The organism is Novosphingobium huizhouense (assembly GCF_020179475.1).
Classification (GTDB): domain Bacteria; phylum Pseudomonadota; class Alphaproteobacteria; order Sphingomonadales; family Sphingomonadaceae; genus Novosphingobium; species Novosphingobium huizhouense.
Genome location: NZ_JAILXZ010000001.1, coordinates 436608 through 461983, shown reverse-complemented (window position 1 = coordinate 461983; position 25376 = coordinate 436608). Strand labels below are relative to the sequence as shown.

The window sequence follows — 25376 nt, the reverse complement described above, 5'->3', positions numbered from 1 at the left end:
CGAAGGGGATTCGGCCAGTTTCCGCGGCTTTGCAAGCACTGCTGCGGCCAAGGCTGGGGAAAGGGGCGCCGGGCAGAATCGCTTTCGCTTGCTCGCGCTGGCCGTCTGCGGCAATCCGCGCGCCATGGTGCAGCGCGACAGGATTCGCCGGACGATGATGCTGGCCGGCCAGGGGGCCTTCTGGCTGGCTGCGGCATTCGCGGTGGTCATGGCCGTGCTGCCCAAGCCGCCGGCGATGCCGATGGACGGCTATGGCGACAAGGTCGAGCACATCATCGCCTTCGCCACGCTCTCGCTGCTTGCCGTGATCGCCTTCCCGCAGATGCCGCGCCTGCGGATCGTCGAGCGGCTGTCGTTTCTCGGCGCGCTGATCGAGGTCGTGCAGTCGATCCCGGCGCTCCACCGCGATTGCGACATTCGCGACTGGGTGGCCGATACGGTCGCGATCGTGGTGGTGGTCTCGCTCGCGCGCCTCGTCCCCCTGCTGCGCGAGCGCGCGCCCGCCTGACGCGCGGCGCGCTCCCCCGTCGCGCAGCGCGCCAGGCAAAGCCGCATCGGCGGTGCAGACGCCGCGGGTTTTCTTGCGCGATGCTTTCGATTAGGGCGGCGCCATGGAAAACCTTGCGCTCCAGCCCGCCCTCCAGCCCGACGCCGACGTGCCCGAGCTGACCCTTGCCGACGTGCGCGGGGCGGCGGAGCGAATTTCGGGCCAGGTGGTGCGCACGCCGACGCTCCATTCGAAGACCCTGAGCGCGATCACCGGGGCCGAGATCTGGCTCAAGTTCGAGAACCTGCAGTTCACCGCCGCCTACAAGGAGCGCGGCGCGCTCAACGCGCTGCTCCAGCTCGACGAGGAGCAGCGCGCGCGCGGGGTGATCGCGGCCTCTGCCGGCAACCACGCGCAGGGCCTCAGCTACCACGGCACCCGGCTCGGCGTGCCGGTCACGATCGTGATGCCGCGCACCACGCCGATGGTGAAGGTGATGCAGACCGAGGCGGTCGGCGGCAAGGTCGTGCTCGAGGGCGAGACGTTCGACGAAGCCTATGGCCATGCCCGCGCGCTCGAAAAGACCCTCGGCCTGACCTTCGTCCACCCCTTCGACGATCCGCGCGTCGCCGCCGGGCAGGGCACCGTCGCGCTCGAGATGCTCGAGGACGCGCCCGAGATCGAGACGCTGGTCGTGCCGATCGGCGGCGGCGGGCTGCTCAGCGGCATGGCCACCGCGGCGCGCGGGCTCAAGCCCTCGATCGGCCTCGTCGGGGTCCAGGCCTCGCTGTTCCCGTCGATGTACGCCAAGCTCAAGCGCCTCGACCTGCCGTGCGGCGGCGACACCCTCGCCGAAGGCATCGCGGTCAAGGAGCCGGGCACCTTCACCGCGGCGACGATCGGGCGGCTGGTCGACGACATCGTGCTGGTCGGCGAACCGGCGCTGGAAAGCGCGGTGGCGATGCTGCTGCAGATCGAGAAGACCGTGGTCGAGGGCGCGGGCGCGGCCGGCCTCGCCGCGCTGCTGACCCACCGCAAGCGCTTTGCCGGGCGCAAGGTCGGGCTGGTGCTGTGCGGCGGCAACATCGACACGCGCCTGCTCGCCAACGTGCTGCTGCGCGATCTCGCCCGCTCGGGCCGCCTCGCGCGGCTGCGGCTCACGCTCCAGGACCGCCCGGGTGCGCTGTTCAAGGTGGTCGAGGAGTTCAATCGCCACCAGGTCAACATCCTCGAGGTCTGGCACAACCGCATCTTCACCTCGCTGCCCGCCAAGGGCCTGACCGCCGAGATCGAATGCGAGGCGCGCGACAAGGAGCAGATCGACGGCCTTGTCGCGGCCCTGCGCGACAGCGGCTACGACGTGATCCAGGTCGAACTGGCCTGATCGCGCCGCGACGCTTCGCGATCCTGTCCCGAACCGGCACGGAACCGGCGTGGCGAGGCGAAAACGCGTCGCAAGTCGATCAAACGTGGTTAAGGCTCTTTCACCAATCGGCGCGGTCATGCATTGTCGCAGGACCGATGCCGGCGGGTGGGCCGTCGGCGACCGAGGATCCTGCCGGCCGTGACTGCGCCCGTACGCTTTCCCCGCTTCTTCGTGACCAGCCCCGGGCCCTGCCCGTACCTGCCCGGGCGGAGCGAGCGCAAGGTGTTCACCGAGCTCAAGGGTGACAAGGCCGACGACCTCAACGATGCGCTCAGCCGGATCGGCTTCCGCCGCAGCCAGACGGTCGCCTACCGCCCCAGCTGCGTCGATTGCAGCGCCTGCGTCTCGGTCCGGGTGGTCGCCGACGCCTTCGCGCCCTCGGCCTCGCAGAAGCGCATCCACAAGCGCAATTCCGATCTGGTGATGACCGTGTGCAAGCCGTGGTCCACCCCGGAACAGTTCGAACTGCTGCAGCGTTACCTTTCGGTCCGTCACCCGGGCGGGGGGATGGCCACCATGGACGAAATGGATTTCGCCGACATGGTGGAACATACGCCGGTGAAAAGTTATGTGATCGAATACCGCGAACCCACGAAGGATGGCAGTCAGGGCAGGCTTGTCGGCGCCTGCCTGACCGATCATCAGGGGGACGGGCTTTCGATGATCTACAGTTTCTACGACCCCCATCACGAGACGCGGACCGGGCTTGGCACGTACATCATCATCGACCACATCCTCCACGCTGCGAGGATCGGGCTGCCCTACGTCTACCTCGGGTACTGGGTCGAAGGCTCCGATCGCATGCAATACAAGGTCCGCTTCCGTCCGATGGAACGGCTCGGACGTGACGGATGGACCCGCTTCGAACCCGACGAGCAGGCCGACGCCATCGTCCGCGCCGCGGCAATGCAGCGCAGCGCCGAAGGTCTCCCCGCCGGCAAGGACGGAGTCGAACCGGCCAATTTCGCCCGGACCGGCTGATCCTTCGCGACCGGGCGGCTTTCCCGCGCTGTGCGTCGGGATCTGCGCCGCGCTGGCCGTCCTCGCCCTGTCGCAGCCCGCGCTTGCGCAATCGCGCGACGCCGACCAGGAACTCGAGGACCTGATCCCCGACGCCGCGCTCGACAATCCCGAAGCCTGGGCGCGCGATACCGATGCCGCGCGCACGCCGGTTCCCGACATCGCCGCGCTCGAAAACCCCGACACCCTCGCGCCGATGGCGGCGATGCCCGAAATCGCGCTGCCCTGGCCCGGCGAAGCCGACCTGCCCGCCGTCGAGCCGCTGACCCCCGATCCCGACATCGCGCTCGCCGAGGAGCAGGCCAAGCAGGCGGGGCAGCTGCTCGACGCCGCAGTGCCCGAGGGCGACGCTCCGGCGCGGACGCGGATCGCCGATGCCGCGGTCGTCAAGGTCGGCGGCCAGGTCGAGCTGGCGTTTCCGCCCGATGCCGCGCTGCCCGATCGCGAGGCCATCGTCGATCGCTTCGCCAGCCTGTCGACGCTCAAGGCGCTCGACGACGACGATGACAACCTCGCCCAGCTCACCCGCCGGGCGAAGGAAGACATCGCGCTCCTCCAGCAGGTTCTGCGCGTCTATGGCTACTACGATGCGCAGGTCGTCCAGTCGGTCGCCGGCGTCGAGCGGCGCGGGCAGAACGCGGCCACCGGCCCGGGCGGGCGGATCGACGCGAACAAGGCGGTGGTGCGCTTCGACGTCGTCCCGGGGCCGCAGTACACGCTCGCCGCGATCGACCTCGGCGACATCGCGCAGGCGGCAGACGCGGCGAAGCTGCGCGCGGCGTTCAAGCTCGCCAGCGGCGATCCGGTCAATTCCGACCGCATCGTCGCCGAGCGGCTGCATCTCGACACCGCGCTCGGCGAAAACGGCTATGCCTTCGCCAAGGTGGGCGAGCCGGCGCTGACCATCGACCACGAGCCGCGCACCGGCGATCTCGCCATCCCGGTCGAGACCGGCGGCAGGTATGCCTTCGGGCGGATCGCCAGCGCGATGCCGAAGTTCCTGTCGGGCCACCATCTCGAGGAAATCGCCCGCTTCGAACCCGGCGACCTCTACAAGCGATCGCTGGTCGACGACCTGCGCCAGGCCGTGCTCGCCACCGGGCTGGTCTCGACCGTCACGGTCAAGACGCGCGAAGCGGCCGCGCCGGTGGCGGGCCGGCCGGGCACGGTCGACATCGACGTCGACCTGGTCAAGGCGCCGCTGCGCACCATTGCCGGCCTCGTCGGCTATTCGACCGGCGAAGGCGTCCGGCTCGAAGGCAGCTGGGAGCATCGCAACCTGTTCCCGCCCGAAGGCATGCTGCGCGTGCGCGGGGTGGTGGGCACGCGCGAGCAGCTCGCCGGGGTGACCTTCCGCCGCAACAACTTCTGGGGGCGCGACCAGGTCCTGACCGCCGACCTCTACGCCCAGACCCGCGATACCGACGCCTACAACGCCCGCACCGCCTCGTTCATCGCCAGCTTCGAGCGCCAGACCACCTTGTTGTTCCAGAAGCCGTTCGTGTGGTCGGTCGGGCTGGAAGCGGTCGCCACCAGCGAAAAGCAGGATTCGGCGGGGAAGGCGGCGCCGCGCACCACCTACTTCATCGGCGCGCTGCCGCTGTCCGCGCAGTTCGACGACAGCGACAGCCTGCTCGATCCGAAGAAGGGCTTCCGCGTCGGCCTGCGCCTGTCGCCCGAACTGTCGGTGCAGGACGGCACCCGGTCGAAGTACGTCAAGGCGCAGTTCGACGCTTCGGGCTACTTCCCCGTCGCGGGCAAGGTCGTGCTGGCCGCGCGAACCCGGCTCGGCACGATCCAGGGCGCCGATCTTGCCGCCATCGCGCCGTCCCGCCGCTTCTACGCGGGCGGCGGCGGCTCGGTGCGCGGCTACGGCTTCCAGGCGGTCGGCCCGCGCGATGCGACCAACAATCCCACCGGCGGCCGCTCGCTCGCAGAATTCTCGCTCGAGGCGCGCGTGCGCACCGGGCTCGTCGGCGGCGCGGTCAGCGTGGTGCCCTTCGTCGATGCCGGCACCGTCGGCACCGGCGCCACGCCCTCGCTGTCCGATGTCCAGATCGGCGCCGGCGTGGGCCTGCGCTACGACACCAACTTCGGGCCGATCCGCATCGACCTCGGCACCCCGCTCAACCGGCGCAAGGGCGACAGCCCGGTCGGCGTATACATCGCGCTGGGGCAGGCGTTCTGATGGCCGAGGGCATCGACCCGCCCGCTGCCGAAGCGCCGCCGCCGCCGCCCCCGCCGCCGCCGCCGCGCGGCCCACGCTGGCGCCGGCCCTTGCGCTGGAGCCGCAACCTCGCGCTGGCGACCATTGCCGCGATCGGCCTGCTGCTGGCAGGCTTCGCCGTGCTCGACAGCTCGCTCGGCCACCGCTTCGTCGTCGACCGCATCGCCGCGCTGACCCCGGGCTCGGGCCTGCGCATCCGCATCGGGCGGATCGAAGGCTCGCTGTTCGGCAGCGCGACCTTGCGCAACGTCGTGCTGAGCGACCCGCAGGGCCGGTTCATGACCATCCCCGAGGCCGAGCTCGACTGGCGGCCGCTGTCGTGGATGAAGCGCGGGCTCGATATCCGCAGGCTGCTCGTCCACCGCGCCACGCTGCTGCGCACGCCGCGGATGAACCCGGGCAACCCCGACGAGCCGATCCTGCCCGATTTCGACATCCGCATCGACCGCCTCGCCTTCGACGACCTTACCATCGCGCCCGGGATCATGGACGAGAAGCGCCGCATCGACCTGTGGTCGAAGGCCGACATCCGCGGCGGGCGCGCGCTGATCGACTTCAATTCGCGCCTCGGCGGACATGACCGGCTCACCGTCCACCTCGACAGCGAGCCCGACCGCGACAGGTTCGACCTGCGGCTGGTCGCCGACGCCCCGCGCGACGGCCTGCTCGCCGGGCTCACCGGGATCGAGCGCGACGTCCACGCGCGCGTCTTCGGCAAGGGCAGCTTCAGCAACTGGCGCGGCGTTGCCTGGGCCTCGCAGGACGGGCGCAAGCTCGCCGCCTTCCTGCTCGACAACCGCGCCGGGCAGTACCGGCTCGCAGGCCAGGTCTTTCCCGCCGACCTGCTCGGCGGAACCGCGCGCGCCGCCGTCGGCGAAAAGCTCTCGCTGGTCTACGACGGCACCTTCGCGCGCAGCCTCGCGCAAGGGCAGCTCTTCGCCAGCGCCGCCGCATTCCGCATGGCGGGCCGTGGCGGCATCGATCTTGCCAACAACCGCGCCAACGAGTTCGCGGTGAAGCTCGGCCTGACCCGCCCCGAGCGGGTGCTGCCCACAGCGCAGCTCGCCGGCGCCCGGCTCGATGCGACCTTCGACGGTCCGTTCGACGATCTTTCGATCGCGCACGAGCTGCGCATCGCCCGCCTGCGCGCGGGCACCGTCGCGGCGGAGGACCTGCGCACCGCCGGCACCGCGCACTGGGACGGCAAGGCGCTGCGCCTGCCGGTCGCGCTCACCGCGCGCCGGCTCGCCACCGGCAATGCGCAGCTCGACCCGCGCCTCGCCGGCGCCAGCGCCAGCGCCGACATCCTGCTCGCCGGCAACGCGCTGTCGTCCGACAACATCGCGATCAACCTGCGCGGTCTCGCCGCTCGCCTGACCCTGCGCGGCGATCTTGCGCGCGGCGGCTATGCGCTCGCGGGCCCTGTCACCGCGCGCGGCTTCGCCGTGCCCGATCTCGGCGCGATCGACGCCAACGCCAAGATCCTGTTCAAGATCGGCAGCGGCGTGCCCTGGTCGGTCCAGGCCAATGCCGATGGCCGGATGACCCGGGTCGACAACGCCACCCTGCAGACGCTGACCGGCGGCGGCATCCGCTTCCGCGGCAATGTGGCGATGGGCGCGGCGATCCCGCTGACCATCCGTGCCGGCCGGGTCACCGCGCGCAAGCTCGACCTCGCGCTCGACGGCAAGGTGCTGCCCGGCGGGCGCAGCAGCGTGGTCGGGCGCGGCCGCCATGCCGACTACGGCCCGTTCACGGTCGATGCCGCGATCGAGCAGGACGGCCCCCACGCCGTGCTCGTGCTGGCGAGCCCGCTGCCGGCCGCCGGGCTCAAGGACGTGCGCGTCGCGCTGGCGCCGCAGGGCGACGGCTTCCGGATCGACACCAAGGGCGATTCGCGGCTCGGCCCGTTCGAAGGAACGCTCGGCCTCGTCTCGCCGCCGGGCGGCGACACGCGCATCGATATCCGCCAGTTCCACGTCTACCAGACCGACGTCACCGGCGCGGTGGTGCTCGGCAAGGGCGGCGTGACCGGCGACCTGGCGATGCGTGGCGGCGGGCTCGACGGCACCGTCCACCTCGCCCCGCGCGATGGCGGCCAGGCCGTCACCGCGCTGGTCAACGCCCGCAACGCGCGCTTCGGCGGAGCGAACCCGATCTCCATCGGCCTCGCCAAGGTCGATGTCGACGCGCTCTTCGCCGATGGCAACTCGACCATCGACGCCAATGTCGCCGCGCAAGGTATTGGCCTCGGCAAGGTGTTCATCGGCCGGCTTGCCGCCAATGCCGCGATCGTCAACGGCTCGGGCTCGGTCACCGCCTCGATGAGCGGGCGGCGCGGCACCGACTTCGACCTCCAGGGCACCGCCGCCTTCGCGCCCGACAAGATCGTCGCCTTCGTTTCCGGGCAATACGCCGGCCGCGCGATCACGATGCCGCGCCGCATGGTGATGGACAAGCTGGCCGACAAGGACGGCGGCGGCTGGCAGCTTCAGCCCACCCAGGTCAACTTCGGGCGCGGCGTGATCATCGCCGACGGCCACGTGCTCGGCGGACCCACCCGTCTCCATCTCGCCGTCTCGCGCATGCCGCTCTCGGTGCTCGACATCGTCGTCGCCGACCTCGGCCTCGGCGGGCTCGCCTCGGGCGTCATCGACTACAGCGACGACGGCACCGGCACGCCGCAGGGCCATGCCGCGCTGCAGGTGCGCAACCTGACCCGCTCGGGCCTCGTCCTCACCTCGCGCCCGCTCGACCTGTTCCTCGTCGCCCATCTCGACGCCGACAGCCTCGAAACGCGCGCGGTGATGAACGAAGGCGGCGCCGCGCGGGGCCGGCTCCAGGCGCGGATCGACCAGTTGCCGCGCGGCGGCACCACCTACGACCGCCTGCGCGCCGGGCGGCTGCGCGGCCAGCTGCGCTATTCCGGGCCCGCCGATGCGCTGTGGCGGCTCGCCGCGCTCGAGGTGTTCGACCTCACCGGTCCGCTGGGCGTCGCCGCCGATGTCTCGGGCACGATCGACAGCCCGATCCTCTCGGGCGCGATCGCCTCGCGCTCGCTGCGGGTGCAGTCGACGCTGACCGGGTCGGACATCCGCAATGTCGAAGCGGTCGGCAGCTTTGCCGAATCGAAGCTCAGCCTCGCGCGGTTCTCGGGCACCACGCCCAACGGCGGGCGGGTCAGCGGCAGCGGCACGGTCGACCTGTCCGACGTCTCGGCCGGCGGCGTGAAGCTCGACTTGCGCCTCGCCGCCAGCAACGCCCAGCTGATCAACCGCGACGACATGGGCGCGACCGTCACCGGGCCGCTGCGCATCGTCAGCAATGGCGTCGGCGGCACCATCGCCGGCCGCGTGCGGATCGACCAGGCGCGCTGGCGGCTCGGCATGGCCAATGGCGCCACCGAACTGCCGGTGATCAAGACCACCGAGATCAATACGCCCGCCGACGCCGCGCCCGCGCGCGCACGCTCGGCGCCCTGGCGCTTCCTGATCGACGCGGCCGGCGCCAACCGCATCGACGTGCGCGGCCTCGGGCTCGACAGCGAATGGGGCGCCGACATCCGCCTGCGCGGCGATACCTCGGCGCCGCGCATCCTCGGCACCGCCGAAGTGGTGCGGGGCGGCTATGAGTTTGCGGGCAAGCGGTTCGAGCTCACGCGCGGGCGCATCCGGTTTACCGGCGAGACCCCGATCGACCCGCAGCTCGACATCCTCGCCGAAGGCGACGCCAACGGCATCAGCGCCAAGATCGGCATCACCGGCACGGCGCAGAAGCCGGTCATCTCCTTCTCCTCGATCCCCGCGCTGCCCGAGGAGGAGCTGCTCAGCCGGCTGCTGTTCGGCAGCTCGATCACCCAGATCTCCGCGCCCGAGGCGGTGCAGCTGGCGGCGGCGCTCGCGTCGTTGCGCGGCGGCGGCGGGCTCGATCCGATCAACAAGCTGCGCAGCGCGATCGGCCTCGACCGCCTGCGCATCGTCGGCGCCGACGCCGCCACGGGCCGTGGCACGTCGATCGCGGTGGGCAAGTACCTCGGCCGGCGCTTCTTCGTCGAACTGGTCACCGACGGGCGCGGCTATTCGGCGACCTCGATCGAATTCCGCATCACCCGCTGGCTGGCGCTGCTCGGCACGGTCTCGACGATCGGGCGCGAATCGATCAATCTCAAGGCCAGCAAGGACTATTGAGGGGCGAGGGGCATCCCGGCCCCTCCGGCCCCATCGGTCCGCCCTGAGCTTGTCGAAGGGCCGTCCTTTCCTCCGACCGCGCGCGTCGCTTGGGGGAAAAGGACAGCGCGTCGACAGGCTCGGTACGGGCGGGGTTCCGAAACGCGCGCGTGGGCCCGATACGAAAAAGGGCCGCCCTTTCGGACGACCCTCTTCGTTTGCCCGGGAGCGCAGGATCAGGCGGGCAGGCCGCTGATCGCCTTCATTTCCATGAAGTCCTTGAGGCCGTAGAGACCGCCCTCGCGGCCGTTGCCCGACTGCTTGTAGCCGCCGAACGGAGCGCCCGGCGAGGGGCCCCAGTTGTTGATCGCGACCATGCCGGCGCGCAGCTCCGGCGCGACCGCCGCCGCCTTGGCCGGGTCGCCCGAGATCACCGCCGACAGGCCGTAGGCGGTGTCGTTGGCGATCTCGATGCCTTCCTCGAGGCTGTCGTAGGCCATCACGGTGACCACCGGGCCGAAGATTTCCTCCTGCGCGATGCGCATGTTCGGGGTCACGCCCGAAAACACGGTCGGCTGGATGAAGTAGCCGCGGTTGACTCCGGCGGGAAGGTCGGGGCCGCCGGCCTCGAGCTTGGCGCCTTCGTCGATCGCCGACTGGATCAGGTCGCGGATCTTGTCGTACTGCGCCTTGTTGACCACCGGGCCGAGGTGGTTGCCCTCCTGCATCGGGTCGCCGACCGGAGTCGCCGAATACATCGCGGCGAGGAACGCGGCGGCTTCGCCTTCGCGCTCGCGCGGGACGAGCACGCGGGTGGGCGAGATGCACGACTGGCCGGTGTTGACCAGCGGGCCCATCGCGGTGGGGGCGAGGTGCGCGGCGAAGTCGGCATCGGGCAGGACGAGGTTGGGCGACTTGCCGCCCAGTTCCTGGTGGACGCGCTTGACCGTGTCGGCCGCCGCCTTGGCGACGAGGATGCCGGCGCGGGTCGAGCCGGTGAAGCTCACCATCTCGATGTCAGGGTGCGAGCTGATCGCCTGGCCGACACCGGGACCGTCGCCGTTGACGAGGTTGAACACGCCCGGGGGCACGCCCGCCGCGTCGAGGATCTCGGCGAAGATCATGGCATTGGTCGGGCACTCTTCCGACGGCTTGAGGATCATCGTGTTGCCCGCGGCGAGCGCCGGCGCGACCTTGAGCGCGATCTGGTTGAGCGGCCAGTTCCACGGGGTGATCATGCCGACCACGCCGATCGGCTCGTAGGCCACCTTGAACGCGCCCGCATCTTCGACGAACTCGAAGTTCTGCAGCGCTGCGATCGTGCCGAGGAAGCCGCCGATGCCGGCGCCGACCTGCGCGGTGCCGGCAAAGCTCACCGGCGCGCCCATTTCCTCGGCCATCGACACGGCGAGGTCCTGCGCCCGCTTCTTGTACTCCTCGACGATGCGATTGAGCAGCGCCAGGCGCTCCTCGCGGCTCGTCTTGCTGAAGGTCTTGAAGGCGCGGCGGGCGGCCGCCACGGCCTTGTCGACGTCGGCCTTGGTGCCAAGCGTGACCACCGTCGTCGGCTCTTCCGTCGCCGGGTTGATCACGTTGTGGCGAACGCCGCCTTCGCTGTCGACCCACTGGCCGTCGATGTAGTGTTGAAGCCGCTCGCGCATCGCATTCACTCCCAGTTACCTGATTAAGGAATCACCGGGAGAGGATGGCAGCATCGCGTGGCGGATTGCAACCCGTCTCGCAGGCAAAGCGACCGCCCGAGAGACGAATTGCCGGGTCAGACGGTTCGGCGGCCGCGGAACAGCTGGACCAGGCCGACGATGATCGCCAGCACCAGCAGGATATGGATGACTCCCGCGGTCACCTTGAAGGCGAAGACGCCGAGCGCCCAGAGGACGAGCAGGACAAGCGCGATGGTCAGAAGCATGGGATCTCTCCGCTCGGGTTCGCTCCGAAGTGGAGCTGTCTCGTCTGCAGAACCCGGGCCGTGCGCGGCGGTTCCACGGCGCAAGGCGTAAGGCGCGCTAACCTTTTCTTCGGATCGCTGCGCCAAGGATGTCCCGCATGGGGACGGCGAGATCCATCACGCGCAGGCGCGCCGCACGGCGGATGGCCGAAGGCCTGCGCACCGGCTGGGTCGCGCTGGCGACCTTCGTCGCGCTGCTGTCGCTCTCGCTCGCGCTGGTCGCGGCGTTCAACCATTCGACCAGCGTTGCCGACGACCTCGCCCGCGAGGACGAGCGCGGGCTCGCGCGCCAGTACCTCGACCGGGCGATGCGCGATTTCGTGGCGATGCAGAAGGTCCAGCTGACCTGGGACGATGCGATGCGCAAGGCGGTCATCGGCGATGATCGGGCCTGGGCGAACTATTACCTCGGCGCCTTCTTCTGGAACAACTTCGAGACCGACCGGCTCTACCTGCTGCGCCCGGACGGCCGGCCGGTCCACGCCTGGGCGCAAGGCCGGCCGGTCGCCGCCGCGCTGGATCCGGCGCTGGCGGCCGACCTCGCGCAGCTGCTCGAGCGCGCCCGCGCCGAGGGGGCGACCTTCGGCAAGGCCGAGCGGACGCTGGCGCTTGCCGACGGCGCCTGGCCGGCCGACGCGGCGGGCCGCCCGCTCACCCGCTGGGCGGCGCGGCCGGTGCTCTACCAGGGCCGTCCGGCGTTCCTCGCCGTCGCCTCGATCGTGCCCGACCGAGACTACGCGCTGCTCGCGCGCGCGCCGGCCTATGTCGCCAGCCTGCGCTTCATCGAAGGCGCGACGCTCGCGCAGATGCGGCAGGACCTGCTGCTGCCCGATCTCCGCTTCAGCGCGGACCGGCCGGCGGCCGATCTCAACGCGATCGCGCTCGACGAAGCGGGCAGCGGGCGGATCGGGTGGATCGCGTGGCGGGCCAAGACGCCGGGGCCGACGATCGTGCGGCGCACCGCGCCCCTGCTCGCGACCTACATCCTGTTCTTCCTCGGCGTCGTGCTTGGCGGCGCGATCATCGTGCGGCGCATGCGCCGCGCCGCGCGCGAGCTGCTGGCGAGCGAGGCGCAGGCGCAGCACAACGCGCTGCACGATGCGATGTCGGGCCTGCCCAACCGCGTCCACTACATGCAGCGCCTGCGCGCCGAACTGAACGCCTGCATCGGCGGGCGCGCCGCGGGCGACGTGTTCGTCGCCTATCTCGACATCGACAGCTTCAAGGTGGTCAACGACACGCTCGGCCACCACGTCGGCGACGAGCTGGTCCGCCAGGTCGCGCTGCGGCTGCGCCGGGCGCTGCCCGAGGGCGATTTCCTGTCGCGCTTCGGCGGCGACGAATTCGTGCTGATGCGCCGGGCGAGCGGCGGGGTCGCCGCCGCCGATGCGCTCGGGCGGGAGATCATGGCGCTGATGCGCGAGCCGTTCGTGATCTCGGGCAACGCGCTCGACGTCACCTGCTCGTGCGGCATCAGCTGGGGCCCGGAACAGAGCGAGGACCCGGGCGAGCTGCTGCGCCGCGCCGACATCGCGCTCTACCGCGCCAAGCAGCGCGGGCGCGCGCGCTACCGCCGCTTCACCCGCGACATGGACGCCTCGGTCAAGCTGCGCCGCGAGATGGAGACCGAGCTGCGCCGGGCGATCACCCGCGACGAACTTTCGGTCGCCTACCAGCCGGTGGTGGCGATCGAGGACGGCGCGATCCAGGGCTTCGAGGCGCTGCTGCGCTGGACCCACCCCGAGCGCGGCGAGATCCGCCCCGGCCTGTTCGTGCCGATCGCCGAGCAGGGCGGGCTGATGATCCCGCTGGGCAACTGGATGCTGCGCCACGTCTTCCGCGAGTGCCGCAGCTGGCCCGCCTGCGACGTGTCGGTCAACCTCTCGCCGCTGCAGATCATGGCCGCCGACTTCCTCCCGACGATCGCCGGGATCGTCGCCGAGACCGGGGTCGACCCGCGCCGGATCGTGCTCGAAGTGACCGAGGGGATCATGCTCGACCGCTCCGAGCACGTGCTCGAGGTGCTGCGCGAGCTCAACCGGATGGGCTTCCGCATCGCGCTCGACGACTTCGGCATCGGCTACTCCTCGCTGTCCTACCTGCGCTCGTTCCAGTTCGAGCGGATCAAGATCGACCGCTCGTTCGTCCAGAACATCGAGGGCGACAGCGACGCCCATTCGATCCTCTGCGCGATCGTCTCGCTCGGCCACACGCTGCGGATGAAGGTCGTGGCCGAAGGGGTGGAGACCGAAGTGCAGCGGCGGCTGGTCCAGGCCGCGGGCTGCGAGCTGGTCCAGGGCCACCTGTTCTGGAAGGCGCTGCCGGTCGGCGAGGCGCGCGGCCTGCTGTGGCGGCGCGAGCGCGGCGAGCTGCTGCGCCTGGCGGGCTGATTCTCCCCCCGCTTCCGCCGGCGCTCTCGGTTCAGGGGGTGGCGTAAAGTTTCGCTTCGGCCGCGCGCCGCCTGACGAGGCCGGTCATCGGCTTGTGGTTGTTGTAGATCCAGTTGCCGAATTGCTCCGCCGCCTCGGCATATCGGCCCTCGGTGTGCAGCCGGGTCAGCGTCGCGGAGAAGATCGCCCCGGTGTTGTAGTGGAACGAGACCAGCGCGTCGAACTGGTTCGGCGTGGTCGGCGCCGGCCCGACGGCGCGGTCGACTTCGGCGACATAGCGGGCGATGTCGGCGGCAAAGCGCGCATCGCACTGCGCGCGGGTCCAGACCGTGCCGCGCGCGATGTCCGCGCCGGTCGAGCCCCAGCCGATCGTCCAGGGCCGGCCGTCGGCGCTGCCGGGATCGGGATAGGCCTCGTAGCGCCCGTCGGCGCGCAGGCGGCCGCAGCTCTCCCACGCCTTGATCAGCTTCTGGCCGGCCGGCCCGAGCGCCCTTGCCGCGCCAGAGGCTTCGCCGGCGGACGGCGCGGAGGCCGCCGGGCTGTCCGGCGCGAGGTTGGCCCCGAGCGAGCCGGTTGCCGCATCGATCGCCTTGTCGAGCAGTTTGACCTCCTGCGTCGAAAATCCGCGCCCGAGCATCCTGCGCACGGCGTCGAAGATCGGCTTTCGGTTCATTCCCCGTCCTTTGCTGCGGCATGGTGCGGCAGCAGGTGCGACCCGGGGCTCGTTATCGCCTCGAGCGGGAATGTATCACAGGGCCTGGCGTAGGAAAGCGCGAGTGCCGCCGCTTTGGCGCAACCGCCCTCAGCCGTTGGCGGCGCGCAGCGCCGGTTCGGCGCTGGCGGTGACGGTGACGGGCGTGCCGGAGGGCGCCGCGCCCGGATAGATGAAGCCGAAGGTGGGCGAGGGGCGCAGGCCCAGCGCGCGGGTCTTGCCGTACCACACGCGCACCTGGCTCCAGTCGCCGGCGGGCGAGATGTCGACCACTTCGACGCCGCGCTCGATCAGGCCGGGGGCCGACCAGTTGGCGTGGTCGATCAGGATGTGGCGATCGTCGACCACCTTCTTCACCACCGCGACATGGCCGTAGGGCATCGCGCCGCTCGCCTTGAACGCCAGCACCGCGCCCGCCTGGGGCCGGGCGCCGCGGGCATAGACCCCGGCGGCATTGCCCCACCAGTCGCGACCGTTGCCCGACAGCTGAACCTCGCCGATCTGGCGCGCATAGGCGACGCACTGCAGCCGGGCGTGGGCCTCGGCGGGGAGCAGGGCGAGCGAGAGGAAGGCGAGGAACGAAGCAAGCGCGACACGAAGCATGCGAGCCGTTCTAGGGCGCTGTGCGGATTCGCACAGTTCGGCGCGGCGCAACTCGCCCCGCACGGCCAACGATTCGTCCCGCACGTGCGAAGGGCTGTGGATAAAATGCGCGCACCACCACCCAAGTTCCCGCGCCAGTGCAACTTTTCGCGCCGCAAAAGCACCCGCCAAAGGCGAGGGGGGTTTACGGGGTTTACACTGTCCTGGAGAATAATTGCATTCGATCTTTCGGGCGCGATTGATCGACTTTGTCGATCAATCCGAGGGGAATGCTGCGGTGCACAATGCAGCGCCCGGGGGCGCGGTGCAGCAGCGCGAACGCCGCTTGGCGGGGTGACGGGGACAGGGCGAAGCCGGGTCATCGCGCAACGATAGCCGAGGTCGGGCACTGTAGGACAGGACGAGCGATGCCCTGCGCCGAGTTGCGCGCACGGCTCGGCTCGTCGCAAGTCCGTCGCGTCCTGCCCGGCGGAACGGGCAGGCGGCCTGTTGCATTCATGCGCCAGCAATAGCGGGGTGAACACCCGAACGGTTCAGACGCATTGGCAAGGAGTGACGAGATGCGTGTTTCCCTCAAGACGGCGGGGCTGATTGCGCCCGTGATGATGCTGGTTTCGGCCGGCGCGGTTTCGGCGCAGGGCACCATGGGCGGGCAGGACCCGATGGCGCAGCAGGGCGCGGGCCAGACGATGGACAATTCCGCGCCCTCGGATTCGCTGCAGGCGAGCGCCTCGGCGCAGGCCGTCGCCGGCCCCGAGGTCAGCGGCAACATTTCCGCGCGCAAGGGCGACCAGGTCGAGATCCTGGGCGCCGACGGCGCGCGCACCGTGGTGACGGTGAGCGATGCGACGAAGATCCGCGGCAAGCGCGGCTTCCTGCAGTCGAGCGCCAAGCTCGACCGCGCGGCGCTGATCAACGGCCTGCCGGTGACGGTCAAGACGCTGCAGGCTGGCGGCGCGCTGATGGCGAGCGAGATCACCTTCAAGAACGGCGACCTCAAGACCGCCAACATGATCCGCACCGGCACCGCGCAGGGCTTCGCCGAGCAGACCGCCGCGACCGAGGCGCTGCGCGCCCGCTTCGGCGACATCGACAAGTACAACGTCAAGAGCACCAGCAACGTCTATTTCGACACCGGCAAGTCGAACCTTTCGGCCCAGGCCAAGACCGAGCTCTGCGCCGCCGCGAGCCAGGCCGAAGCCAACGAGAACGCGCTGCTGCTGGTCATCGGCTATACCGATTCGGTCGGCGGCGACGATTACAACCAGACGCTGAGCGAAAAGCGCGCGGCGCGGGTGACCAACTACCTGCAGCAGGTCTGCCACTGGAAGCCCTACCGCATGCTGACCCCCACCGGCATGGCCAAGGCCGACCCGGCGGCGGACAACTCGACGCCCGAAGGCAAGGCGCAGAACCGCCGCGTGGCGATCAACGTGCTGGTGAGCAAGGCGGTCGATAACGGCGGCTGATGGTCGGCCGTCATCCTCCCCTGACAGGGGAGGTGGCGCCCCGCACGGGGCGACGGAGGGGTAGCGACCGGCGCGAACCTTTGCGTTCTTGCGTTACCCCTCCCCCACCCTTCGGGCGGTCCCCCTCCCCTTCCAGGGGAGGATGGTGGGCGAAGTCGGTGCTACTGTTTGAGGGTGGCCGATGCTGGCCTTCTGCGGGGATCACCCGCGGCTTCATTTTTCCTGCCCGTCATCCCGGGCTCGACGCGCCAAGCCCGGGGTGAGGGATATCGCCGGGTGAAGACTACGTCTCGATTTGGCGGGAAGCCGTAGCGCGCTCTGCCCGCATCATCCTCCCCTGACAGGGGAGGTGGCGCCCCGCACGGGGCGACGGAGGGGTAGCGACCGGCGCGAACCTTCGCGTTCTTTCGTTACCCCTCCACCACCCTTCGGGTGGTCCCCCTCCCCTTCCAGGGGAGGATGGTGGGGCGCGGCCGGTGCCACTGTTTCAGCGTGGCCGATGCTGGCCTTCTGCGGGGATCACCCGCGGCTTCAGTTTTCTGCCCGTCATCCCGGATGCGACGCGTCAAGCCCGGGGTGACGGAACTCTCGTTTGTCGGGGCTGGTCTGGTGCTGGACGCTAGCGATCATCCAACGTCCGCCCATCGCAGCGCATGGCAGCGCGTAGGGTGCATCGCACCCCCAACGAAAAGGGCGCCCGGTTTCCCGGACGCCCCTTTCTTGTCTCGCGTGATCCGAAGATCAGGCCGAGTAGTACATGTCGAACTCGACGGCCGAGGGCGTGGTTTCCCAGCGCAGCACTTCGGGCCACTTGAGTTCCATGTAGGCTTCGATCTGGTCCTTGGTGAACACGCCACCTTCGAGGAGGAAGGCGTGGTCGGCTTCGAGCGATTCCAGGGCCTCGCGAAGCGAACCGCAGACGGTCGGAACCTGGGCGAGCTCTGCCGGGGGCAGGTCGTAGAGGTTCTTGTCCATGGCTTCGCCGGGGTGGATCTTGTTCTTGATCCCGTCGAGGCCCGCCATCAGCAGCGCCGAGTAGCACAGGTAGGGGTTGGCCATCGCGTCGGGGAAGCGGAATTCGACGCGCTTCGCCTTGGCGCCGGCGCCGTAGGGAATGCGGCACGAGGCCGAGCGGTTGCGCGCCGAGTAGGCGAGCAGCACGGGGGCTTCGTAGCCCGGCACCAGGCGCTTGTAGCTGTTGGTGGTCGGGTTGGTGAACGCATTGAGCGCCTTGGCGTGCTTGATCACGCCGCCGATGAAGTACAGGCACATGTCCGACAGGCCGGCATAGCCGTTGCCGGCGAACAGCGGCTTGCCCGAATCCCAGATCGACATGTGGGTGTGCATGCCCGAGCCGTTGTCGCCCTTGATCGGCTTGGGCATGAAGGTCGCCGACTTGCCGTAGGCGGCGGCGACCTGCTGCACGACGTACTTGTAGACCTGCATGCGGTCGGCGGTCTGGACGAGCGTGCCGAAGGTCAGGCCGAGCTCGTGCTGCGCGGCGGCGACTTCGTGGTGGTGCTTGTCGCAGGGCAGGCCCATGTCGAGCATGGTCTTGACCATCTCGCCGCGGATGTCGACGCAGCTGTCGACCGGCGCGACCGGGAAGTAGCCGCCCTTCACGCCCGGACGGTGGCCGAGGTTGCCGCCTTCGTAGTCCTTGTTGGTGTTGGTCGGCAGCTCGACGTCGTCGATGCGGAAGCCGTTGCCGTCGTAGCCGTCGTAGAACTTGACGTCGTCGAACAGGAAGAACTCGGCTTCGGGGCCGACGTAGACGGTGTCGCCGATGCCCGAGGCCTTGACGAAGGCTTCGGCGCGCTTGGCGGTCGAGCGCGGGTCGCGCGAGTAGAGCTCGCCGGTCGAGGGCTCGACGATGTCGCAGGTGATGATCAGCATCGGCGTGGCCGAGAACGGATCGACGAAGACCGACGTGAGGTCGGGCTTGAGGATCATGTCCGACTCGTTGATCGCCTTCCAGCCTTCGATCGACGAACCGTCGAACATCAGGCCGTCTTCCAGCTCGTCTTCACCCAGGACCGAGGCGACCATGGTGAGGTGCTGCCACTTGCCCTTGGGATCGGTGAAACGCAGGTCGACCCACTCGATTTCCTCGTCCTTGATGCGGGCGAGGATGTCCTTTGCACTTGCCATCGCTGATCCTTCTTTTCTCCCGCCCCGGCCGTGAGCGCCGTGCGGGGTTTCAGGGGTGGTTGTGGTGGAGGCCGCCCGTCCCAAGGCCACCCCCGGTTGCACGTTCCCCGTCCCGGCGCGCCGGTTCGGGGAGCGCCAATTCAGATCGCGTCGTCGTCGCGCTCGCCGGTGCGGATGCGCACCGCGGCGTCGACGGTCATCACGAAGATCTTGCCATCGCCGATGCGGCCGGTCTGCGCGGCGGCGGCGATCGCCTCGACCACGCGGTCGACCAGCGCGTCGCCGACGACGACCTCGAGCTTCACCTTGGGCAGGAAATCGACGACGTATTCGGCGCCGCGATAGAGTTCGGTGTGGCCCTTCTGGCGGCCGAAGCCCTTGGCCTCGGTGACGGTGATGCCCGAGACGCCGATCTCGTGCAGCGCTTCCTTCACCTCGTCCAGCTTGAACGGCTTGATGATCGCTTCGACCTTCTTCACCTGGTCAGACCCCTGCAACGCCAGGCCGGCCGCACTAGATGCGGCGGGCGGTTGTCCCTTGTGGCCCGACCTAACAAGAATCGTGCCACGCTCTAGAGGTTTTCACTAGGCCATCGCTCGCGGTTGCGAAAGCGGGAATTGTGCAGGCTGGGCAACAAAGCGAATGAGTTGGCCGCGGCTCGCGCCATAAAGTTACGTCGCCGCGATTTTTTCGTGCACAAATTTTACGCAGGCGCTGCCCGTTTTTTGGGCAGCACTGCGCGCGCCGCCGTTCAGGCGTAAGGCGGCTTGTCGAGGCCCGCGGGGCTGAGCGTGAAGATCTCGCAGCCGTCCTCGGTGACGCCGATCGAGTGCTCGAACTGCGCCGAGAGCGAACGGTCGCGGGTGACCGCCGTCCAGCCGTCGTCGAGGATCTTCACTCCCGGCTTGCCGAGGTTGATCATCGGCTCGATGGTGAAGAACATGCCGGGCCTCAATTCGGGGCCGGTGCCGGCGCGGGCGGCGTGGACCACCTCGGGCGCATCGTGGAACAGGCGGCCGAGGCCATGGCCGCAGAATTCGCGCACCACGCCGTAGCGGTGGCGTTCGGCATGCTCCTGGATCGCCGCGCCGATGTCGCCGAGGCGCGCGCCGGGCCGCACCTGCTCGATGCCGATCATCAGGCATTCGTGGGTCACCTCGACCAGCCGCCGCGCCTTCAGCGACACGTCGCCGACGAGGTACATGCGGCTGGAATCGCCGTGCCAGCCATCGAGCAGCGGGGTGACGTCGATGTTGACGATGTCGCCGTCCTTGAGCGTCTTGTCCGAGGGGATGCCGTGGCAGACGACGTGGTTGATCGAGATGCAGCACGAATGGGTATAGCCGCGATAGCCGAGCGTCGCCGGGATCGCGCCGCCGTCGAGCGTCATCTGGCGCACGACGTCGTCGAGATGGTCGGTGCGCGCGCCGGGCACGACGAGCGGGGCGAGCGCATCGAGGATCTCGGCGGCGAGGCGGCCGGCCTTGCGCATGCCTTCGAACCCGGCGGGGCCGTGCAGCTTGATGGTGCCGTCGCGCGGCTGGACGTCGGTTTCGTCGGCGGTCACATATTCGGTCATTCCCGCGATGTAGCGATCATCGCGGCAAATTGCGAGGCGGCAGGGTTACGTTTCATTGCGCAACGAAGGCGGCGCGATAGGCGGGCTTGACCGCGACGAGCACGGCCGGGGTGACGGGCAGGGTCACCTCGTAGCTGCCCTCGGCGAAGGGGCCGGCGTTGTAGGGGGCGATGAGGAAGCCGATCCGGTCGAAGCCCTTGCCGCCCGCCGAGCCGAGGATCAGGACCTGTTCGAGCGGGTCGATGCAGCTGTCGAATTCGCTGATGTCGCCGCCGGGCTTCCAGTCGGCGCCGCGCTTCTGGCGGCGGGCGCGATCGAGCGCGGCGCAGAACGGCCGGGTGATCGCCGCCTTGAGCGCGGCCTTCGAGGTGAACAGCTCGATCGCGGGGACGCGGCGGCCGGCCTGCTTGTCCCACAGGATCGCGTCGTAGGCATAGTTGGAATGCGCGCCGCCCGAGTAGGAGCCGAGCAGGGTCGAGAGGCTGAGCCAGCCGGGGAGGTCGGTGACGACCTTCCATTCGGTCGAGGATTCGTAAGGGTGGTAGGGGTAGTCGTTGGCCTTGGCATCGGCGCGCGCCGCGGCGGTTTCCCGGGCGAGCTCGGCCTGCTGCTTCGCGAGATCGGCGTCGAGCTGCGCCTTGAGCGCCGGAATCGCGGCGGCCGCGGCGGGATAGGCATAGGCGAACTGGTAGAGGTCGTTGGCCTGCTTGACGCTGCGCGCGGTGGCGGCGGGCGCCGCCGGCGGGGGCGCAGGCGGCGCGGAAGGCTCGGGCGCCGCGGCGGCGCTGGCGCCGGGCGAAGGCGCGCCGGAAGTCGGCGCGCCCTGGCCGCAGGCGGCGAGGACGAGAAGGAGGGCGGGGCAGGCGAAAGTCGCTTTCACGGATCGTTTTCCTCTCGCGCTGATGGCGCGGCTGCTGCAAGGTCGGCCGCAGGATGACCGACAGAAACGCATTGATCCAGCCCGATCAGGGCCAGAGCGCCATTGCCCTCCACCTCGTCGACAAGGGCGGGTTCGACGACTGGCTCAAGACGCTGAACGCCGGACAACGTTCCGCGCTCGCGGCGCAGAAGTTCGAAGGCGGCGGCTACGAGGTCGCGATCGTGCCCGATGGCGATGGCTGGTTCGCGGTGGGCGGCGTTCCCGATACCGCCTCCCTTTCGAGCTGGTGCCTTGCCAAGCTGGCCGAGACCTTGCCGGGCGGAACCTACCGGCTGGCGCGCGAGGAGGCGCTCGGCGGCGAAGGCGCGGGGGTGGCGCGCGCGCTGCACGGCTGGCTGACCGCGCAGTACCGCTTCGACCGCTATCGCAAGGAGCCGAAACCGAACGAGCCGCGCGTGCTGCTGACGAAGGCGGTCAAGGCGATCGAGCCGGCGCTCGCCGAAGCGGGCGCGGTGATGACGGTGCGCGATCTCGTCAACACGCCCGCCGAGGACATGGGGCCGGCCGCGCTCGAGGCCGAGGCGCGCGCGCTCGCCAAGGCGCACCATGCGAGCGTGCACGTCCATGCGGGCGATGTGCTCGAACGTGACTACCCGATGATCCACGCGGTCGGGCGCGCCGCCTCGCGCCACCACGCGCCGCGGCTGATCGAGCTCGAATGGGGCGACCCGGCGCATCCGCGCGTGGCCGTGATCGGCAAGGGGGTCTGCTTCGATTCGGGCGGGCTCGACATCAAGCCATCGTCGGGCATGGCGCTGATGAAGAAGGACATGGGCGGCGCGGCTCATGCGCTGGCGCTGGCCGGGCTGGTGATGGGCCAGGGACTGAAGGTGCGGCTGCACCTGCTGGTCCCGGCGGTGGAAAATGCGATCTCGGGCAATGCCATGCGCCCGGGCGACGTGCTGCGCACGCGGCAGGGGCTGAGCGTCGAGGTCACCAACACCGATGCCGAAGGGCGGCTGGTGCTGGGCGATGCGCTGACCCGCGCGAGCGAGCTGAAGCCCGACCTCGTCATCGACTTCGCCACGCTGACCGGTGCGGCGCGGGTGGCGTTGGGGCCGGACCTGCCGGCGATGTTCGCGAGGGCCGACACGACCGCCGAGGCGCTGCTGCGCAAGGGGCTGGAGCGCGACGATCCGTGCTGGCGCCTGCCGCTGCACGACGGCTATCGCGAATGGCTCAAGTCCGATGTGGCCGACCTGCAGAATTCGCCTTCGGGCGGGTTCGCCGGGGCGAGCGTCGCGGCGCTGTTCCTCGACCGCTTCGTCGGCGAGGGGATCGACTGGGCGCATTTCGACACGTTCGCCTGGCGCCCCGCGGCCAAGCCCGGGCGGCCCAAGGGCGGCGATGCGCTGGGCCTGCGCGCCGCCTGGGGACTCCTGCTCGAACGGTTCGGCGCTTGAACCGGCGGAGCGATGCCAGTAAGCGCGCGGCTTTCCTTTTTGGCGAAGGCGCAGACTTGCCCGCATCGAACGAAGCTTCCCTGATCGACCAGACGCCGGGTTCCGGCGAGCTGGCGCTGTCCGGCCCCTCGGTCACGCTCGACCCGCTGCACCGCCCGGTGCGTGGCGACCTTGCGCACGTGGCGCTCGCCGGAAAGGTCTTCGTGCCGCATTATGCGGTGCCGATGCCGCATGTCGTGCTGGAGCCGGTCGTGCTGCGCAAGACCGGGCAGGACGACGGCGAGCCGATCGTCGAACTGGCGGCGGGGGAAATCTTCAACGTGCTCGACATGGCGGGCGGCCGCGCGTGGGGCCAACAGGGCGACGACGGCTTCGTCGGCTACCTGCCGCTGACGGCGTTGCAGGCGCTGTGACGACCTCGGTCTTCATCGACGGCGCGGTCGGCACAACCGGGCTGGAGATCGCCGAGCGGCTGGCCGGGCGAGCCGAGTTCGCCCTCATCACGCTCGACGAGGCGCGGCGCAAGGACGATGCGGCGCGCCGCGAGGCGATCAACGACGCCGATGTCGTGATCCTGTGCCTGCCCGACGATGCGGCAAGGGACGCGGTGGCGATGATCGCCAACGACCGCACCCGCGTGATCGACGCCTCGACCGCGCACCGCGTGGCCGAGGGGTGGACCTACGGCTTTCCCGAGATCGTCGGGCGCGAGACGGTCGCCGGGGCGAGGCGCGTGTCCAATCCCGGGTGCTATCCGACCGGGTTCATCGCCCTGCTCGCGCCGCTCGTCCACAATGCGCTGCTGCCGGCGGCCTGGCCGTACAGCGTGCATGCCGTGTCGGGCTATTCGGGCGGCGGGAAGGCGCTGATCGGGCGGTTCGAGGACGACCGCGACATCGCCTGGCGAGGCTATGGCCTCAATTTCGGGCACAAGCACGTGCCCGAGATGCAGCGCTATGCGGGGCTGATGATCCCGCCGCTGTTCAGCCCGGCGGTGGTCGCGGCGCATCGCGGCATGGTCGTCGAAATCCCGCTGCCGCTGGGGGTGATGCCGGGCAGCGTGCCGCCCGAACTGCTGCGCGCGGCGCTGACGCAGTTCTACGAAGGCTCGAAGGTCGTGACCGTGGCGCAGGACCTGCCCGCCGATGGCGAGATGCTGATGCGCGCTTCGATGGAGCCATGGGACGGGCTGACGCTGCATGTGATGGGCAGCGCCGATGGCGAACAGGCGCGGCTGGTGGCGGTGCTCGACAACCTCGGCAAGGGCGCGAGCGGGGCGGCGGTGCAGAGCCTCAACCTGATGGCCGGGCTGGACGAGACGGCGGGGTTGCGGCTCTAATCCGGCCGATTGTGTTGGCGTTGCTGCCCTTGTTCGGCGCAGCGAGCGCGAGACCGCCAAAGGAAAGCGCAGCCCTTCGACAGGCCCAGGGCGGGCGGCTTCCTGGCGCGGTCTTTCGATGCGAAGCCTGCGTTGAAGGGTCCGCTTGCGCCCCGTTGCAGAGGTTTCGGCCATCCTCCCCGGGAAGGGGAGGGGGACCGTCCGAAGGGCGGTGGAGGGGTAACCCGCGAACGCGATCGTTGGCGCGAGGGGGCTACCCCTCCGTCGCCCCGTTCGGGGCGCCACCTCCCCTGTCAGGGGAGGATGATCCGGGAAGAGCGCACTTCTGCTCCCCGCCCAATTGCGATCATCCGTGCGCGACCTCGCCGCAGGCACAAAAAAGCCCGCGCATCCGATGGAGCGCGGGCCTTTTGCTCAGCCTGAACCGAAGGATCAGTCTTCCGGCGCGATCGTGACCTTGAGGCCGTCGAGGTCGCCGGTGATCTGGACCTGGCACGACAGGCGCGAGGTTTCGTTGCGGTGGTCCGAGCTGTCGAGCAGGTCGTTCTCGTCCTCGCTCATCGCCGGAACCTTGTCGGCGAAGGCGGGGTCGACGTAGATGTGGCAGGTGGCGCACGAGCAGCAGCCGCCGCACAGCGCCAGCAGTTCGTCGAAGCCGTTGTCGCGGATGGCTTCCATCACCGACAGGCCGGCGTCGGCGTCGATGGTCTTTTCTTCACCCGCGCGGTTCACGACAACAAGCTTCGGCATTGTCCAGGTCTCCTGTCAGGGAGCCTTGCCGCCCCCACTGTTCCCGTTCGGGGCGGGCTGCTATCGCGTCGCCTGGGCTTTGGCAAGGTCGCACGGCGCGCAGGGACGAGAAGGGTGCAAGGCAATGGGACTGAGCGCGGATCAGATCAGGGAAGGGCTCGATTTCATCGCGGGCCGGCATCCGGCAATGGCCGCGGCGATCGGGCGCGTCGGCTATCCCGAGCCGCGCCTCCGCCCGACCGGCTATGCCACGCTGCTGCGCACGATCGTGGGGCAGCAGGTGAGCGTGGCGGCGGCGGCCTCGGTCTGGGCCAAGCTCGAGGCGCTGCTGGGCGAGGACCTGCCGCCGCACGACCTGCTCGCTGCGGACTTCGACGCGCTGCGCGCCTGCGGCCTCTCGCGCCAGAAGCAGGGCTATGCCCGGTCCTTGTGCGAACTGGTGGTGTCGGGCGAGCTCGATCTCGACGCGCTCCCCGAGGATGACGAGGCGGCGATCGCCGAGCTGATCAAGATCAAGGGCATCGGGCGCTGGTCGGCGGAGATCTACCTGCTGTTCGCCGAAGGGCGGGCCGACATCTGGCCGGCGGGCGATCTTGCCGTGCAGGCGGGCCTCGCCAAGCTGCTGGGGCTCGAGGAACGGCCGAGCGAGAAGCTGACGCGCGAGCTTGCCGAAGGCTGGCGGCCGCATCGCGGGGCGGCGGCGATCTTCACCTGGCATTGCTACAACAATCCGGCGCTGTGACCGGAA

At 69.8% G+C, this 25376-nt stretch carries 20 protein-coding genes; 11 read left to right on the top strand and 9 right to left on the bottom strand.

What is annotated here, in order from left to right; translation table 11 throughout:
• Positions 1-88: 88 nt before the first annotated feature.
• The 5 genes from K3A85_RS02285 to K3A85_RS02265 all read left to right on the top strand — a co-directional run bounded on the left by K3A85_RS02285 (position 89) and on the right by K3A85_RS02265 (position 9347).
• Positions 89-508 (top strand): VanZ family protein, encoded by a 420-nt coding sequence (locus tag K3A85_RS02285; protein ID WP_225204877.1) that lies wholly within the window; start codon positions 89-91, stop codon positions 506-508.
• Between the two features lie 103 nt (positions 509-611).
• Positions 612-1871 (top strand): threonine ammonia-lyase, encoded by a 1260-nt coding sequence (locus tag K3A85_RS02280; protein WP_225204876.1) that lies wholly within the window; start codon positions 612-614, stop codon positions 1869-1871.
• Between the two features lie 180 nt (positions 1872-2051).
• On the top strand, positions 2052-2894 hold the full coding sequence (locus K3A85_RS02275; protein WP_225204875.1) for an arginyltransferase: 843 nt from the start codon (positions 2052-2054) through the stop codon (positions 2892-2894).
• The gene (locus K3A85_RS02270; RefSeq protein WP_225205985.1) at positions 2875-5121 is read left to right on the top strand and encodes an autotransporter assembly complex protein TamA; all 2247 of its coding nucleotides are present in this window, start codon (positions 2875-2877) and stop codon (positions 5119-5121) included. The genes K3A85_RS02275 and K3A85_RS02270 overlap by 20 nt, the downstream gene beginning before the upstream one ends.
• Positions 5121-9347 (top strand): translocation/assembly module TamB domain-containing protein, encoded by a 4227-nt coding sequence (locus K3A85_RS02265; RefSeq protein ID WP_225204874.1) that lies wholly within the window; start codon positions 5121-5123, stop codon positions 9345-9347. The genes K3A85_RS02270 and K3A85_RS02265 overlap by 1 nt, the downstream gene beginning before the upstream one ends.
• 215 nt (positions 9348-9562) lie before the next feature.
• On the opposite strand, the gene K3A85_RS02260 is transcribed toward K3A85_RS02265, so the two are convergent.
• Both K3A85_RS02260 and K3A85_RS02255 read right to left on the bottom strand, forming a co-directional pair.
• Positions 9563-10987 (bottom strand): aldehyde dehydrogenase family protein, encoded by a 1425-nt coding sequence (locus K3A85_RS02260; protein WP_225204873.1) that lies wholly within the window; start codon positions 10985-10987, stop codon positions 9563-9565.
• 116 nt (positions 10988-11103) lie between these two features.
• Positions 11104-11253, bottom strand: coding sequence for a lmo0937 family membrane protein (locus K3A85_RS02255; protein ID WP_225204872.1), 150 nt, complete (start codon positions 11251-11253; stop codon positions 11104-11106).
• Between the two features lie 137 nt (positions 11254-11390).
• On the opposite strand from K3A85_RS02255, the gene K3A85_RS02250 reads away from it, so the two are divergent.
• A complete protein-coding gene (locus K3A85_RS02250) occupies positions 11391-13682 on the top strand; it encodes a putative bifunctional diguanylate cyclase/phosphodiesterase (RefSeq protein ID WP_225204871.1) in 2292 nt (763 codons plus the stop codon).
• Between the two features lie 31 nt (positions 13683-13713).
• Here the strand turns inward: K3A85_RS02250 and K3A85_RS02245 are convergent, their stop codons facing one another.
• Both K3A85_RS02245 and K3A85_RS02240 read right to left on the bottom strand, forming a co-directional pair.
• On the bottom strand, positions 13714-14355 hold the full coding sequence (locus K3A85_RS02245; protein WP_225204870.1) for a lysozyme: 642 nt from the start codon (positions 14353-14355) through the stop codon (positions 13714-13716).
• 129 nt (positions 14356-14484) lie between these two features.
• A complete protein-coding gene (locus K3A85_RS02240; protein ID WP_225204869.1) occupies positions 14485-14997 on the bottom strand; it encodes a CHAP domain-containing protein in 513 nt (170 codons plus the stop codon).
• A gap of 560 nt (positions 14998-15557) precedes the next feature.
• On the opposite strand from K3A85_RS02240, the gene K3A85_RS02235 reads away from it, so the two are divergent.
• Entirely contained in the window at positions 15558-16466 is a 909-nt protein-coding gene (locus K3A85_RS02235) for an OmpA family protein (RefSeq protein WP_225204868.1), read from the top strand.
• A gap of 741 nt (positions 16467-17207) precedes the next feature.
• Here the strand turns inward: K3A85_RS02235 and glnA are convergent.
• From glnA to K3A85_RS02215, 4 genes are all read right to left on the bottom strand, one after another.
• Positions 17208-18617: a type I glutamate--ammonia ligase gene (glnA, locus tag K3A85_RS02230; protein ID WP_225204867.1), complete on the bottom strand. Its 1410-nt coding sequence runs from the start codon at positions 18615-18617 to the stop codon at positions 17208-17210.
• A 140-nt stretch (positions 18618-18757) separates the two neighbouring features.
• On the bottom strand, positions 18758-19096 hold the full coding sequence (locus K3A85_RS02225; protein WP_225204866.1) for a P-II family nitrogen regulator: 339 nt from the start codon (positions 19094-19096) through the stop codon (positions 18758-18760).
• A 272-nt stretch (positions 19097-19368) separates the two neighbouring features.
• Positions 19369-20196 (bottom strand): type I methionyl aminopeptidase, encoded by an 828-nt coding sequence (gene map, locus K3A85_RS02220; RefSeq protein WP_225204865.1) that lies wholly within the window; start codon positions 20194-20196, stop codon positions 19369-19371.
• 52 nt (positions 20197-20248) lie between these two features.
• On the bottom strand, positions 20249-21076 hold the full coding sequence (locus K3A85_RS02215; RefSeq protein WP_225204864.1) for a DUF4163 domain-containing protein: 828 nt from the start codon (positions 21074-21076) through the stop codon (positions 20249-20251).
• A 53-nt stretch (positions 21077-21129) separates the two neighbouring features.
• Here K3A85_RS02215 and K3A85_RS02210 point away from each other — a divergent pair, with 53 nt between their 5' ends.
• From K3A85_RS02210 to argC, 3 genes are read left to right on the top strand one after another with little or no spacing between them, the layout of a single operon-like run.
• Positions 21130-22539: a leucyl aminopeptidase family protein gene (locus K3A85_RS02210; RefSeq protein ID WP_225204863.1), complete on the top strand. Its 1410-nt coding sequence runs from the start codon at positions 21130-21132 to the stop codon at positions 22537-22539.
• Between the two features lie 56 nt (positions 22540-22595).
• A complete protein-coding gene (locus K3A85_RS02205) occupies positions 22596-22952 on the top strand; it encodes an SH3 domain-containing protein (RefSeq protein ID WP_225204862.1) in 357 nt (118 codons plus the stop codon).
• Positions 22949-23878 carry an N-acetyl-gamma-glutamyl-phosphate reductase gene (gene argC, locus K3A85_RS02200; RefSeq protein ID WP_225204861.1) on the top strand — a complete coding sequence of 310 codons (930 nt, stop codon included), beginning with the start codon at positions 22949-22951 and terminating at the stop codon, positions 23876-23878. The genes K3A85_RS02205 and argC overlap by 4 nt, the downstream gene beginning before the upstream one ends.
• A 432-nt stretch (positions 23879-24310) precedes the next feature.
• On the opposite strand, the gene K3A85_RS02195 is transcribed toward argC, so the two are convergent.
• Positions 24311-24628 (bottom strand): 2Fe-2S iron-sulfur cluster-binding family protein, encoded by a 318-nt coding sequence (locus K3A85_RS02195; RefSeq protein WP_169491729.1) that lies wholly within the window; start codon positions 24626-24628, stop codon positions 24311-24313.
• Positions 24629-24752: 124 nt separating this feature from the next.
• On the opposite strand from K3A85_RS02195, the gene K3A85_RS02190 reads away from it, so the two are divergent.
• Positions 24753-25370, top strand: a complete 618-nt coding sequence (locus K3A85_RS02190) for a DNA-3-methyladenine glycosylase family protein (RefSeq protein WP_225204860.1) — start codon at positions 24753-24755, stop codon at positions 25368-25370.
• Positions 25371-25376: the final 6 nt, after the last annotated feature.

Coding starts and splice junctions, on each gene's coding strand:
- K3A85_RS02280 (WP_225204876.1), top strand. CDS start 612: ATGGAAAACCTTGCGCTCCAGCCCGCCCTCCAGCCCGACGCCGACGTG.
- K3A85_RS02265 (WP_225204874.1), top strand. CDS start 5,121: ATGGCCGAGGGCATCGACCCGCCCGCTGCCGAAGCGCCGCCGCCGCCG.
- K3A85_RS02260 (WP_225204873.1), bottom strand. CDS start 10,987: ATGCGCGAGCGGCTTCAACACTACATCGACGGCCAGTGGGTCGACAGC.
- K3A85_RS02255 (WP_225204872.1), bottom strand. CDS start 11,253: ATGCTTCTGACCATCGCGCTTGTCCTGCTCGTCCTCTGGGCGCTCGGC.
- K3A85_RS02250 (WP_225204871.1), top strand. CDS start 11,391: ATGGGGACGGCGAGATCCATCACGCGCAGGCGCGCCGCACGGCGGATG.
- K3A85_RS02245 (WP_225204870.1), bottom strand. CDS start 14,355: ATGAACCGAAAGCCGATCTTCGACGCCGTGCGCAGGATGCTCGGGCGC.
- K3A85_RS02240 (WP_225204869.1), bottom strand. CDS start 14,997: ATGCTTCGTGTCGCGCTTGCTTCGTTCCTCGCCTTCCTCTCGCTCGCC.
- K3A85_RS02235 (WP_225204868.1), top strand. CDS start 15,558: ATGCGTGTTTCCCTCAAGACGGCGGGGCTGATTGCGCCCGTGATGATG.
- glnA (WP_225204867.1), bottom strand. CDS start 18,617: ATGGCAAGTGCAAAGGACATCCTCGCCCGCATCAAGGACGAGGAAATC.
- map (WP_225204865.1), bottom strand. CDS start 20,196: ATGACCGAATATGTGACCGCCGACGAAACCGACGTCCAGCCGCGCGAC.
- K3A85_RS02210 (WP_225204863.1), top strand. CDS start 21,130: ATGACCGACAGAAACGCATTGATCCAGCCCGATCAGGGCCAGAGCGCC.
- K3A85_RS02195 (WP_169491729.1), bottom strand. CDS start 24,628: ATGCCGAAGCTTGTTGTCGTGAACCGCGCGGGTGAAGAAAAGACCATC.
- K3A85_RS02190 (WP_225204860.1), top strand. CDS start 24,753: ATGGGACTGAGCGCGGATCAGATCAGGGAAGGGCTCGATTTCATCGCG.